At 59.5% G+C, this 13,761-nt stretch carries 10 protein-coding genes; 1 reads left to right on the plus strand and 9 read right to left on the minus strand.

Annotated features, from left to right (window positions below; genetic code table 11):
* Positions 1-68 precede the first annotated feature (68 nt).
* From hutG to hutC, 8 genes are all read right to left on the minus strand, one after another.
* Positions 69-869, minus strand: a complete 801-nt coding sequence (gene hutG / locus AOC04_RS18835) for an N-formylglutamate deformylase (RefSeq protein ID WP_060696031.1) — start codon at positions 867-869, stop codon at positions 69-71.
* 11 nt (positions 870-880) lie between these two features.
* Positions 881-2,086: an imidazolonepropionase gene (hutI, locus tag AOC04_RS18840; protein ID WP_060696033.1), complete on the minus strand. Its 1,206-nt coding sequence runs from the start codon at positions 2,084-2,086 to the stop codon at positions 881-883.
* Between the two features lie 27 nt (positions 2,087-2,113).
* Positions 2,114-3,514 (minus strand): amino acid permease, encoded by a 1,401-nt coding sequence (locus AOC04_RS18845; protein ID WP_060696035.1) that lies wholly within the window; start codon positions 3,512-3,514, stop codon positions 2,114-2,116.
* Positions 3,515-3,588: 74 nt separating this feature from the next.
* Positions 3,589-5,121 (minus strand): histidine ammonia-lyase, encoded by a 1,533-nt coding sequence (gene hutH, locus AOC04_RS18850; protein ID WP_125878530.1) that lies wholly within the window; start codon positions 5,119-5,121, stop codon positions 3,589-3,591.
* 63 nt (positions 5,122-5,184) lie between these two features.
* Positions 5,185-6,654, minus strand: coding sequence for a purine-cytosine permease family protein (locus AOC04_RS18855; RefSeq protein ID WP_060696037.1), 1,470 nt, complete (start codon positions 6,652-6,654; stop codon positions 5,185-5,187).
* 99 nt (positions 6,655-6,753) lie between these two features.
* Positions 6,754-8,451, minus strand: a complete 1,698-nt coding sequence (gene hutU / locus AOC04_RS18860; RefSeq protein WP_060696039.1) for a urocanate hydratase — start codon at positions 8,449-8,451, stop codon at positions 6,754-6,756.
* Positions 8,452-8,801: 350 nt separating this feature from the next.
* Positions 8,802-9,380 carry a HutD/Ves family protein gene (locus AOC04_RS18865; protein ID WP_060696041.1) on the minus strand — a complete coding sequence of 193 codons (579 nt, stop codon included), beginning with the start codon at positions 9,378-9,380 and terminating at the stop codon, positions 8,802-8,804.
* Positions 9,377-10,087: a histidine utilization repressor gene (gene hutC / locus AOC04_RS18870; protein ID WP_171970595.1), complete on the minus strand. Its 711-nt coding sequence runs from the start codon at positions 10,085-10,087 to the stop codon at positions 9,377-9,379. Before hutC ends, AOC04_RS18865 begins: the two co-directional genes overlap by 4 nt.
* A 146-nt stretch (positions 10,088-10,233) precedes the next feature.
* Between hutC and AOC04_RS18875 the strand changes: the two genes are divergently transcribed.
* Positions 10,234-11,598, plus strand: coding sequence for a formimidoylglutamate deiminase (locus tag AOC04_RS18875; protein ID WP_060696045.1), 1,365 nt, complete (start codon positions 10,234-10,236; stop codon positions 11,596-11,598).
* On the opposite strand, the gene AOC04_RS18880 is transcribed toward AOC04_RS18875, so the two are convergent.
* Positions 11,578-13,539 (minus strand): RecQ family ATP-dependent DNA helicase, encoded by a 1,962-nt coding sequence (locus tag AOC04_RS18880; protein ID WP_060696047.1) that lies wholly within the window; start codon positions 13,537-13,539, stop codon positions 11,578-11,580. The two genes, AOC04_RS18875 and AOC04_RS18880, sit on opposite strands and share 21 nt — an antisense overlap.
* Positions 13,540-13,761: the final 222 nt, after the last annotated feature.

Below are 13,761 nucleotides of genomic sequence, written 5' to 3' on the forward strand. Positions count from 1 at the left end.
TGCAGGAGCGAGCTTGCTCGCGAGCTTTTCCATTCGCTGGCAAACAGCTCGCTCCTACAGGGTTCAGGTTACGCGTAGCGCTGTTGGCCCCACTCGATGATCCGCGTCAGCAATTGCCGGAGCACCCCTTGAGTCGGCGCGGCCAGATCCTGGCGATACTTGAACGGCTCGAACTCTTCCATATAGGTGCACTGCGCCAGCTCCAGTTGCACCGCATGAATGTTATCCACAGGGCTGCCGTAATGGCGGGTGATATGTCCGCCCTTGAAACGCCCGTTCAGCACGTGGCTGTAGGCCGGGTGCTCAGCGCAAATCGCCTCCAGATCTCGGGCCAGGGCCGGGTCGCAACTGGCGCCATTGAAGGTCCCCAGGTTGAAGTCCGGCAGGCGGCCATCAAACAGATGCGGCACCTGTGAGCGAATGGAGTGCGCGTCGAACAACAGCGCGTAGCCAAACTCATCCTTGAGGCGTTTGAGCTCTTGCTGCAAGGTCTGGTGGTAAGGCTTCCAGATCTGCTCCAGATACGTTGCCCGCTCTGCCGCCGACGGCACCTGCCCCTCGCGAAACAACGGTACGCCGTCGAACAGCGTGGCCGGGAACAGGCCGGTGGTTGCACCTACATACATCGGCGCATCGTCTTCGGGGCGATTGAGGTCGATCACAAAGCGCGAATACTCGGCCGCCAGGGTGCTGGCCCCCAGCGCTTGAGCAAAATCGTAAAGCTGCGGGATATGCCAGTCGGTGTCCGGCAGGCTTTGCGCCTCGGGGATCAGACCTGCTTTGACTGCCGGGGTCAGCTTCAAGCCCGCGTGGGGCATGCTGATCAGCAATGGCACGCGACCCTGTTTGAATGTCAGAACCTTATCCACAAGCGTTTCTCCTAAAGCTCGACGTCGACGCCATTGCGCACGACGCGTTTATCCAGATCACCGCCCAGCCAGTAGGCCAGGTCTGCCGGGCGATCGATATTCCAGGCTACAAAGTCGGCCACTTTGCCCGGTTCCAGCGAACCGTGGGTTTCGCCCATGCCCAATGCCGTGGCTGCGTGCTGCGTCACGCCGGCCAGGGCTTCTTCAGGCGTCATGCGGAACAAGGTACAGGCCATGTTCAGCATCAGGCGCAGCGACAAGCCTGGCGACGTGCCGGGGTTGAGGTCACTGGCGATAGCGATTTTCACCCCGTGCTTGCGCAAGGCATCCATGGGCGGCAGTTGCGTTTCACGCAGGAAGTAAAACGCGCCCGGCAACAGCACCGCAACGGTGCCGGCTTTTGCCATGGCAATAGCGTCTTCTTCAGTCATGAACTCCAGATGATCCGCCGACAGCGCCTGATAGCGCGCCGCCAGGCTGGAACCGTGCAAGGACGACAGTTGCTCGGCATGCAGTTTTACCGGCAACTCCAGCGCCTGGGCCACTTTGAACACCCGTTCGACCTGCGCGGGCGAAAACGCCAGGTATTCGCAGAAAGCATCTACCGCATCCACCAGCCCTTCAGCCGCCAGCGCGGGGAGCATTTCACTGCAGATATGCTCGATGTAGTCGTCAGCACGGTCCTTGTATTCCGGTGGCAAGGCGTGGGCTGCCAGACAGGTGCTGCGCACCGTCACCGGCAACTCCTGGCCAAGGCGACGAATCACCCGCAGGATTTTGCGCTCACTCTCAAGACTCAGTCCGTAACCGGACTTGATCTCGACGCTGGTCACACCATCGCGCAGCAAACAGATCAAGCGCTCACGGGCACTGGCGAACAATTCGTCTTCGCTGGCAGCACGGGTCGCACGCACGGTACTGGCAATACCACCACCGGCAGCGGCGATTTCTGCATAACTAACGCCTTGCAGACGTTGCTCGAACTCGCCGCTGCGGTTACCGCCAAATACCGTATGCGTATGGCAATCGATGAGCCCCGGGGTAACCCACGCGCCTTCCAGTTCGCGGGTCCGACCGTACTCGCCCGCTGGCAATTGCAGACGCGGGCCTATCCACTCAATGAACTCGTCACGGGTCACAATGGCCGCATCCTCGATGATCGAGTACGTACCGTTGGCCATGGTCGCGACATTGCAGTGCTGCCACAGGGTTTTCATTCAGTCACTCCGTCAATGATCAGAAACTCAGGAAAGCTCGGGAGCCACTTCAATCGCACGGCCGGCAGCCGGTTTTACCCACAGCAGGTAAGCCACCACCAGCAGCACAATCCAGACCGCACCGACCATCAACGCCGCCCGGGTGTCAGGGAAATAGCCCAGCACGCCAAAGATAAACACCATGAACACGATGGCCGCGATGGGTGCATACGGCCAGAACGGCACCGGGAACTTGAGCTCGGCCACTTGTTCACGGGTCATGGAGCGGCGCATGGCTACCTGGGTCACCAGAATCATCAACCATACCCACACGGTGGCGAAGGTCGCAATCGAGGCGATGACCAGGAAGATGTTTTCCGGGATCAGGTAGTTAAGCAGCACCCCGCCCAAAAGTGTGGCACCCATGACCAAAACGGTCATCCACGGCACACCGTGACGGGAGATTTTGGCGAAGCCCTTGGGCGCCTGCCCTTGCTGGGCCAGACCGAACATCATGCGGCCCGCGCCGAAGATGTCGCTGTTGATTGCCGACACGGCCGCCGAAATCACCACAATGTTGAGGATGGTAGCCGCCGAGCTGATGCCCAGACTGTCAAAAATCTGCACAAACGGGCTGCCCTGGCTGCCAATCTGGGTCCAAGGGTAAATGGCCATCAGCACAAACAGGGTCAGCACGTAGAACAGCAAAATCCGCAACGGGACTGCGTTGATTGCCTTGGGGATGACGCGCTGCGGGTCTTTGGCTTCGCCGGCAGTGATGCCAATGATTTCAATGCCGCCAAACGCAAACATCACCACTGCAAACGAAGCGATCAAACCGCCGATACCATTGGGTATAAAGCCGCCATAGGCCCAGAGATTGCTGATTCCGGTGGCAGCTGCGTCCGTGCTGGAAGTACCGATGCCAAACAGCATGATGCCGAAGCCGGCCAGAATCATCGCCACAATGGCGGCGACTTTGAGCAGCGACAGCCAGAACTCCATTTCACCGAAGACTTTAACGCTGCACAGGTTCAGCCCGCCGATCAGCAGCACGATGCCCAGCACCCAGATCCAGCGCGCCACTTCGGGGAACCAGAAGCCCATGTAAATACCAAACGCAGTGATATCGGCCAGACACACGATGATCATCTCGAAGGCATAGGTCCAGCCGAGGATAAAGCCGGACATCGGCCCCAGGTAGGTGCTGGCGTAATGACCGAACGAGCCGGAGACCGGGTCGCGCACAGCCATTTCGCCCAGTGCGCGCATCACCATAAAGACCGCCGCGCCGCCAATCAGATACGCCAGCAGCACAGCAGGTCCAGCCATTTGGATGGCAGCGGCTGAACCATAAAAAAGACCCGTCCCGATCGCTGAACCCAGCGCCATAAAACGGATGTGACGAGCCGATAGCCCGCGCTTCAAACCTTGAGTTTGACTTTGCATTTCGCGTCCCTAGTTATTTTTGTCGGCGAAAACAGATACGCAGAACGCTCCAGGAGCGTTCTGCGATTTTGGGGTTACAGGCTCGGAAGAATGTTGGCAGGCACCAACGCATTCAGACAACGGGATGCCAGCAGGTGCATGGCGGCTTCGATGTCCGGAGCGAAGAAGCGGTCCTTCTCGTAGAACGCAACTTTGCTGCGCAGGGTGGTACGGGCAATTTCAAGCTTGACCGAGGTTTTCAGACCATCGCGCAGATCGAGCCCCTGGCACGCGGCCAGCCACTCGACCGCCAGCACGCCACGGGTGTTCTCGGCCATTTCCCACAGACGCTTGCCTGCAGCCGGTGCCATCGAGACGTGGTCTTCCTGGTTGGCCGAGGTCGGAATACTGTCGACGCTATGGGGATGGGCCAGCGCCTTGTTCTCGCTGGCCAGGGCTGCCGCCGTCACCTGAGCGATCATAAAGCCGGAGTTGACGCCGCCATTGGCCACCAGGAACGGCGGCAGTTGCGACATGTGCTTGTCCATCATCAACGAGATGCGGCGCTCGCTCAGCGAACCGATTTCAGCAATGGCCAAGGCCATGTTATCGGCCGCCATCGCAACCGGCTCGGCGTGGAAGTTGCCGCCCGAGATCACATCGCCCTGCTCGGCAAACACCAGCGGGTTGTCCGACACGGCGTTGGCTTCAATGGCCAGCACTTCGGCGGCCTGGCGGAACTGGGTCAGGCAGGCGCCCATCACTTGCGGCTGGCAGCGCAGGGAGTACGGGTCTTGCACCTTGTCGCAGTTTTTGTGCGACTCGGAGACTTCGCTGCGGGTGCCCAGCAGGTCACGGTAGATCGCAGCGGCGTCGATTTGCCCGCGCTGACCACGTGCCGCATGAATGCGAGGGTCGAATGGCGAGCGCGAACCCAGCACCGCTTCCACCGTCAGGCCGCCGCAGGCCATGGCGGCCGCGAACAGGTCTTCACCTTCAAACAGGCCGCGCAGCGCGTAGGCAGTCGATACCTGAGTGCCGTTGAGCAAGGCCAGGCCTTCCTTGGCGGCCAGGGTCAGCGGCTCAAGACCGGCCTGCTTCAAGGCGCCAACGGCGTCCAGCCATTGACCTTTGTAGCGCGCCTTGCCTTCGCCCAGCAGCACCAGGGACATATGGGCCAAAGGCGCCAGATCACCCGATGCGCCGACCGAACCTTTAAGCGGGATATGCGGATAGACCTGGGCATTGATCAAAGCGATCAAGGCATCGATCACTGTGCGGCGGATCCCGGAAAAACCACGGCTCAGGCTGTTGACCTTGAGCACCATGATCAGGCGCACCATGTCGTCGCTCAACGGCTCGCCGATACCGGCCGCATGGGACAGCACCAGCGAACGCTGGAGGTTTTCCAGGTCTTCGCTGGCAATTTTTGTCGAAGCCAACAAACCAAAACCGGTATTGATGCCGTAGGTGGTGCGGTTCTCGGCAAGGATCTGCTCGACGCAGGCCACGCTGGCATCAATCTGCGCCGAAGCGCTTTCGTCCAGACTGAGGGTTACCGGCTGCTGGTAGATTTCACGCAGTTGGGCAAGACTCAGTTGGCCGGGGATCAGGTTTAAACGGTTCACATTAATGCTCCTTTGAAATTCTTGTTGGCTGCCATTCACTGTGGGCGAGTTGATGCTTGCAGGCTAAATCGTTGCGGCCACAACGGGCAGAACAGCTGCCGTATGGGCGGGCGCATGGGATTCGGCCGGTAAAATCAGGTGATCGGGAACCGGCCGCGCCCACTTCCTTGCAGCCCAGTAATACAGGGCTGCAGGCACGACCAGACCGATGATCCAGGAGATATCGGTGCCGCCCAGGCTATCCACCAGCGGGCCGGTGTAAAAATGGGTCGACATAAAAGGCATTTGAATCAGCACGCCAAACACATAGACGCTCAAGCCAACCCGGTTCCAGCGGCCATATCGACCCTCGGGGTTGGACAGCGCCGGGATGTCGTAGCGCTCTTTGGTAATGCAGTAGAAATCCACCAGGTTGATCGCGCTCCAGGGCGTGAAAAACGCCAGCAGAAACAGGATAAAAGCGGAGAAATCCTTGAGGAACGAGTCTTTGCCCAACAATGCCAGGGTGGTGGCCATGGCGACCATCACCAGGATGTAGAGCAGGCGCACACCACTGGGAATCCGCCGGCTGCCACGAAAGCCGCTGACGATGGTGGCGATGGACATGAAGCTGCCGTAGGCATTGAGTGTGGTGATCGTCACCTTGCCGAAGGCCACGGCGAAATACAGCAACGCCGCCACAATGCCGGTGCCGCCCAGTCCGACAATGAATGACACCTCGTGATGGGCGAATTGCGAGCCTGCCAGAGCGGCAGCCAGTACGCCGAACACCATGGCAATCTGGGCGCCGACGACAGAACCCAGACTGATGGCCCAAAAGGTTTTGACCGGCGAAGTCTTGCTCGGCAGGTAGCGCGAGTAATCCGCCACATAAGGACCAAACGCAATTTGCCAGGAGGCGGACAGGGAGATCGCCAGCAGAAAGCTGCTGATGGAGAAATGCTTGTTGGCCAGCAACGCACCGATGTCATTGGCTGCCAGCAGCTTGTAGAACAGATAGATGAAGGCAATCACACCCAGCACACTGGCGACCCGGCCAATGCCGTGAATCACCCGGTAGCCGAAGATGGTCAGGACGACGATAAAGCCGGCAAAGGCGACAATGCCGACCCAGTCCTCAACCTGCAGCAACTGGGCAATCGCCTGCCCGGCCAGCAGCGAGCCGCTGGCCGAAAACCCGATGTACATCAGGCACACCAGCACCAGCGGCACCACCGCGCCATACACCCCGAACTGCACACGGCTGGAAATCATCTGCGGCAGACCCAGTTGCGGCCCCTGGGCACCGTGCAGCGCCATCACCGCGCCGCCCAGCACCTGCCCGACAAACAGGCCTATCAGCGACCAGAACACATCGCCGCCCAGCACTACGGCCAGCGCACCTGTCACGATTGCCGTGATCTGCAGGTTGGCGCCCAGCCACAGCGTGAACTGGCTAAAGAGCCGACCATGACGTTCGGACTCGGGGATGTAGTCGATCGAACGTTTTTCGATCAGCGGCGATGCGCCTGCACGATCATCATTAACAGCCATGTGCCCCACCTCAAATAAAGGAAAACGGGATGTGCTCTGAATTCGCAGTTCCTGTGGGAGCTGGACAGCCAGCCCCCACAGTTTTTGGTGCCAGCCGGGTTAGCCGTTAATCATCGGCAAGTTAAGGCCTTGTTCATTGGCGCAGTCGATGGCGATGTCGTAGCCGGCATCGGCATGGCGCATCACGCCGGTGGCCGGGTCGTTATGCAACACGCGGGCAATGCGTTCGGCCGCTTCGTCGGTGCCGTCACACACAATCACCATGCCCGAGTGCTGCGAGAAGCCCATGCCTACGCCGCCGCCGTGGTGCAAGGACACCCAGGTCGCGCCGCTGGCGGTGTTGAGCAAGGCGTTAAGCAGTGGCCAGTCGGATACGGCATCCGAGCCATCTTTCATCGATTCGGTTTCGCGGTTCGGGCTTGATACCGAACCGGAGTCCAGGTGATCGCGACCGATCACGATCGGTGCTTTCAACTCGCCGCTACGCACCATTTCGTTGAACGCCAGACCCAGCTTGGCGCGCTGGCCCAGGCCGACCCAGCAGATACGTGCCGGCAGACCCTGGAAGCTGATGCGTTCGCGCGCCATGTCCAGCCAGTTATGCAGGTGGGCATCGTCAGCAATCAGTTCTTTGACCTTGGCATCGGTTTTGTAGATGTCCTCAGGATCGCCCGACAGAGCAACCCAACGGAACGGCCCTACACCACGGCAGAACAATGGGCGGATGTACGCCGGCACGAAACCCGGGAAGTCGAAGGCGTTTTCGACGCCGACTTCCTTGGCCATCTGACGGATATTGTTGCCGTAGTCGAAGGTTGGAATGCCGGCCTTCTGGAACGCCAGCATGGCTTCAACATGTTCGCCCATCGAAGCCTTGGCGGCTTTGACCACGGCAGCCGGATCGGTCACGGCGCGGTCGCGGTACTGCTCCCAGGTCCAGCCTTTTGGCAGGTAACCGTTGAGCGGATCGTGGGCGCTGGTCTGGTCGGTGACCATGTCCGGGCGCACACCACGACGGACCATTTCCGGCAGCAGCTCGGCAGCGTTGCCGCACAGGGCGATGGAGATGGCCTTGCCTTCAGCGGTGTATTTCGCGATACGGGCCAGTGCGTCATCCAGATCGGCGGCTTGCTCGTCGACATAGCGCGTGGCCAGACGGAAGTCGATGCGGCTTTGCTGGCACTCGATGTTCAACGAGCAGGCGCCGGCCAGGGTAGCGGCCAGTGGCTGCGCCCCGCCCATCCCGCCCAGGCCTGCAGTCAATACCCACTTGCCTTTGAGGCTGCCGTTGTAATGCTGGCGACCGGCCTCGACGAAGGTCTCGTAGGTGCCCTGAACGATGCCCTGGCTGCCGATGTAGATCCAGCTGCCGGCGGTCATCTGGCCGTACATGGCCAGGCCTTTGGCGTCGAGTTCGTTGAAGTGTTCCCAGGTGGCCCAGTGCGGCACCAGGTTGGAGTTGGCGATCAGTACCCGCGGCGCGTTGCTATGGGTCTTGAACACGCCGACCGGCTTGCCCGATTGCACCAGCAAGGTTTCATCGTCATTGAGGTTGGTCAGGCTTTCGACGATTTTGTCGTAGCACTCCCAGTTACGCGCTGCCCGCCCAATACCGCCATACACCACCAGCTCGGTCGGGTTCTCGGCCACTTGCGGGTCGAGGTTGTTCATCAACATCCGCAGCGGCGCTTCAGTCATCCAGCTTTTAGCAGTGAGCTGGGTACCACGGGCAGCGCGGATTTCACCCTCACGATGACGGGTGAACGCAGCAGGCGATTTAGGGGTAGTTGAAGTCACGGGTAACTCCTCAGCGATGGGCAGATGCGTCGGGGGACAAGAGGGTCGACGCACACTTATGTACTTGTACATACAAGCATATGCAAGTAAGCGGCCAAAGTGAGATATCAGCCCGTGAAATTTAAGCGCACGCCGCTGCAAGGCTTGAAAATCAAGGCCATGAGACATGAAGGATTTTTTTGGAAGGGGTGAGAGGTAAAGCGAAGGGATGTTACTGGAGCGGGGTTTTGCGTCTTTTTGGGGCGTTCGGTAACAAGATGAGGCACAGCAATAACTTAACCCTGTAGGAGCGAGCTTGCTCGCGAGCTCTTAAATGCGGCCACCAAAAGCTCGCTCCTACAGGTAGCGGGTTAAATCCCGCTCAACTCAATCACGCAGCAGCGACCGGTCACAGTGATTTCCAGCAACTCACTATTGTCGTTGAGTTGAAGGCAGTCATAACGCCCAAGTTGTTCGTGGCGAGTGTTACCCACACAGACACTGACGTGTTCATCAGCACCGAAAACCAGCAGGGTCCGGGCCGAGCTGAAGAAACGCAGCGGTGTTGTCGCTTGCAGCCATTGCAGGCGGGCGGTGTAGCGATCAGGCGCATAGATCAGATTGAAGTCACGGATTGGCCCGTCAATCAAGGTACAGCTGACCGTGCTTTGACCTTTGAACGCGTAGGCATCGAACGGTAACAATGCCCGGGTACTCGCGCCATCGACCTGCAGGTTCATGCCTGCACCTTGCAGCACGCTGATAATCCGCTGGTAGCCGTCGAAACGGGAAAACCCGCCCGATTCACCGATATCCGCAATGGACAGGCGCCAGCCAAAGCCTTCAAGGCCTTCGCCTGCGTCACGGGTAATTTCTTCGGTGCTGCCGCCGCCGTTTTTCCACGGCATGCGCGGGTAATCAGCAGCGCGTAATACGTTCAACTCATTCATTTACTGAAGCGTCCTTCCAGGCGATGGCGGGAACCGGGGTGGATCAACCGGGCGGCGGTAACAGGCTGACGGCCCGACCAGGTACGGCGGCGGATCAGCAGGCACGGCTCGCCGGGCTCGATTTGCAGCAATTGGCACTCTTTGGGATCAGCCAGAATCGCTTCGACTATGTGCTCGCCCTCGGTCAGGGGAGCCACTTGGGACAGATAGGCGTAGGGCGTTTGCAACGTGAAGTCTTGCTTCAAGTAATCCGGCGCCACCTGGGCATTTACGAAACGGTCCTCAATTTGTACGGCAATTTCGTTTTCGTAATGCACGATCAATGAGTGAAACACCTTCTGCCCTTCGCGCATGTCGAGTACGGCGGCGCGCTCTGAACCGGCGAGCTCTTCACCCAGGCTGATGACCTTGCACGAATGCTTATGCCCGCGAGCAGCGATTTCATCGGCAATGTTATTCACTTCAAACAAGGCCGACTGGGTTTTGGGCTCGGCCACAAAGGTGCCGACGCCTTGCATGCGCACCAGCAAGCCGTCGGCGGTCATTTCACGCAGCGCACGGTTGATGGTCATACGGCTGAAGCCCAACTGGCTGACCAACTCGCTTTCAGAAGGCACGCGGTAATGGGCAGGCCAGTTACCACTCTGGATTTGCTGAGTGATCATCTGCTTAACACGGGCGTATAGCGGGGCCGGACTATCGCCCATGTGGGCGGCCAGCGGGGACACGACAGGCGGAGTCGACACAGGCAATCCTTGTTTATGAGTTAGGGGGGCTAGATTGCCGGAGTTTACCGAGCAGGCAAACGTCTGTATATGTATATACAAATAACAAACCATGGGATGCCGAACCAATGTCCGTCTTCTTTGCCGAGCGTGCGCTGTTACCCACAGGCTGGGCTGCCAATGTCCGAATCGAGGTAGGTGCCGATGGCCGCCTGACCAGCATCCGGGCCAATGCCGACGCGCAAGACGCCGAACGCTTGAGCGGCCCGCTGTTGCCGGGCATGCCGAACCTGCACTCTCACGCGTTCCAGCGTGCCATGGCCGGGCTGGCCGAAGTGGCGGGCAATCCTGATGACAGCTTCTGGACGTGGCGCGACCTGATGTATCGGCTGGTCGGCAAAATCAGCCCCGAGCAGCTTGGCGTCATTGCCCGCCAGCTGTATATCGAAATGCTCAAGGCCGGCTACACCTCGGTCGCCGAGTTTCATTACGTGCACCACGACCTCGCCGGCCAGCCCTATGCCAATCCGGCAGAGCTGGCGCTGCGGATCAGCGAAGCGGCACGTTCGACCGGTATTGGCCTGACCCTGCTCCCCGTGCTGTACAGCCACGCCGGTTTTGGCGGCCAGGCGCCCAATGACGGGCAGCGCCGTTTTATCAACAGCACCGAGCAGTACCTGAAGCTGCAGCAACAGTTAACACCGCTGCTGGCGCAACAACCGGCACAGGCTTTGGGCCTGTGTTTTCACTCGTTACGTGCCGTAACCCCCGAACAGATCCGCCAAGTACTGGCTGCCAGCGACAAGACCTGCCCGGTGCATATCCATATCGCCGAGCAGCAAAAGGAAGTCGACGACTGCCTGGTCTGGAGCGGCAAACGCCCTATCCAGTGGCTGTATGACAACGTAGAGGTTGATCAGCGCTGGTGCCTGGTCCATGCCACCCACGCCGATGCTGATGAAGTGGGCCGGATGGCACAAAGCAAAGCCGTGGCTGGTCTGTGCCTGACCACTGAAGCCAATCTGGGTGACGGTATTTTTCCGGCGGTGGACTACCTTGCCCGGGGCGGGCGCCTGGGGATTGGCTCGGACAGTCATGTGTCATTGAGCGTGGTCGAAGAATTGCGCTGGCTGGAATACGGCCAGCGTTTGCGTGACCAGCGCCGCAACCGGCTGTATCGCGGTGATCAGCCCATGGTCGGGCGCACCTTGTACGACGCGGCCCTGGCAGGCGGCGCACAAGCGATGGGCCAGCCGGTTGCAGGTCTGGCCGTAGGCCAGCGCGCCGACTGGCTGGTGCTCGACGGCAATGACCCCTACCTGGCCACTGCCCGGGACGACGCCATTCTCAACCGCTGGTTGTTTGCCGGTGGTGACCGTCAGGTGCGCGACGTACTGGTGAATGGCCAGTGGGTGGTCCGTGACGGCCATCATGCCGATGAAGAAGCCAGTTGCCGCGACTTCACCCGGGTATTACGCGAGCTCTTGGACTGACCCATATCCTGTGCCTTGATGTTGCGCGGCCCATTCCCGTACTTCGGCGTAGGGGTAGTTTTCCAACGCCGCAAACCCCGGAATCGCCCGCGCTTTCATCTTTGTAAACAACGGCACGCTGATCCCGCATAAAAACCGGGTCAGGCGTTCCTGCGGGGGATAACTTGCGGTGAATTCCTGGTGCCTGTGGATAAAAGCACTACACAGCGCTTCGAAGTTTTTATCCACAAGCGGCGCCAGCATGGGGGGCTCAGGCAAGTGCGCAACCTGCCCGGCACACACCGAACAATGCCCGCACTGATGTGGCGCCTGTTCGTCGCCGAAGTAGTGCGCCAGGCGATAACTCAGGCAGGTGTCGCTGGCGAACAATGCCAGCATGGCGTGAATGCGCACGATCTCGCCGCGCTCATGGGCCGTGAAATACTCATGCAATTCCAGGCTCAGCGCCTCGGCATCGAAATCTGTCACCAGCAGGCTGTAGACCTCGGTCATCTGCTTGCTTTCAAGCTCGATCCAGCCTTTTTCCTGAAAGTAATCCAGTGCTTTGACCACCCGGTTACGGTCGGCCCGGTGCTGGCTGTACAGCGTGTCGAAATTGACCGTGGCCCAGGTCCGGGCGCGACTGGAGGTCTGGATGATGGCCGAGACAAACTGCTGGCGCTCGCCCTCGAATCTGGCCAGCAGTGCATCGGGCTCAATGAGGAACTTGAATCGATACTCGGCAAAATAGGCATAGCGCGGTGCAATCAGGCCACGCAATTCCAGCTGCACCAGCAGCGTCTTAAGCGGTAACTGACGGATATTGCTCTGATCGGCCAAAGGCCCAAGCAAGAATTCCCACTGCCCTTCAGGGATGGAGGCACGCAGTTCTTCCAACACACAGCGAATGCCCTGCAACTCGGGTGTGTCGCCGTACACAAAATTTTCCAGCACGTTGAGACTGTCACGATTGGCCAGGACCAGACAGTCCGATGGCTGGCCATCGCGCCCGGCACGACCGATTTCCTGACTGTAGTTTTCGATCGACTTGGGCAAGTCGAAGTGCACCACATTACGGATGTCGCTTTTATCGATGCCCATGCCAAAGGCAATGGTGGCGACGATGCAATTCAATTGCCCGCCCATGAACTGACGCTGAATGCCCTCGCGCTGATCGTGGGGCAAACCGGCGTGATAAGCGTTGGCGCTGATTCCGTTCTGGTTCAGATGCGCGGCGATCTGCTCGGCGGTCTTTTGCAATGTGACATACACAATGCTCGGCTGGCCGATGCGTTCACCCATCCATTGCACCAGACGCTGGCGCTTGGCGGCCCCGGTGACCGGCTCGACCCACAGGTTGAGGTTGGCGCGATAGAAGCCGGTGGTGATGACATCCTCCTCGGCAATCGCAAATTTGGCCTGCATGTCGGCAATCACGTTGGGCGTGGCCGTTGCTGTGAGTAGTAAGGCTTGCGGGATGTTGAACTGGCGCTGGTAGTCCGGGAGCTTCAGGTAGTCCGGTCGGAAGTTATGCCCCCACTCGGAAATACAGTGCGCCTCGTCCACCACCAGCAATGAAATCGGCACCTGCTGCAAAAAGTTTCGAAAACGCTCGTTCTTCAGGCGCTCCACCGAAATCATCAGGATTTTCAATTCACCCGCCTTGGCCCGGGCCATGACGGCGCTGGCGTCATCACGGCTCTGCGCCGAGTCAATGCTGGCGGCTGCAATGCCATGGCGTTGCAAAAACGCCAGCTGGTCCTGCATCAGCGCCAGCAGGGGCGATACCACCAGCGTCAGGTGCGGCAACAACAAGGCGGGAAGCTGGTAGCACAGCGACTTGCCCGAGCCCGTCGGGAAAATCGCGGCCGCCGAACGCCCGGCCAGCACGGCACTGATCGCCGCCTCTTGCCCGGCACGAAACTGTGGATAACCGAAAACCTGTTCCAGGGTGTTGTGCATCACTGTCACTCCATTGACCGTCGCAAAGCGCAAAACTCTATCGCGGACTTTGCAGACGATCGAAAAAAGGCAGCAGGTTTAACGCCACAAATTGATACAGAGAAAACCTGCACACCCAAACAAAACCGCAGACATTAACACGCTTGACCGGCACTACCGCTCGCACTGTCGCGACGGGTCTGCTGCCCCTGGATATTTAACAACGATGGACCCGCACATGCC

It is taken from the genome of Pseudomonas versuta, from assembly GCF_001294575.1.
GTDB classification, from domain to species: domain Bacteria; phylum Pseudomonadota; class Gammaproteobacteria; order Pseudomonadales; family Pseudomonadaceae; genus Aquipseudomonas; species Aquipseudomonas versuta.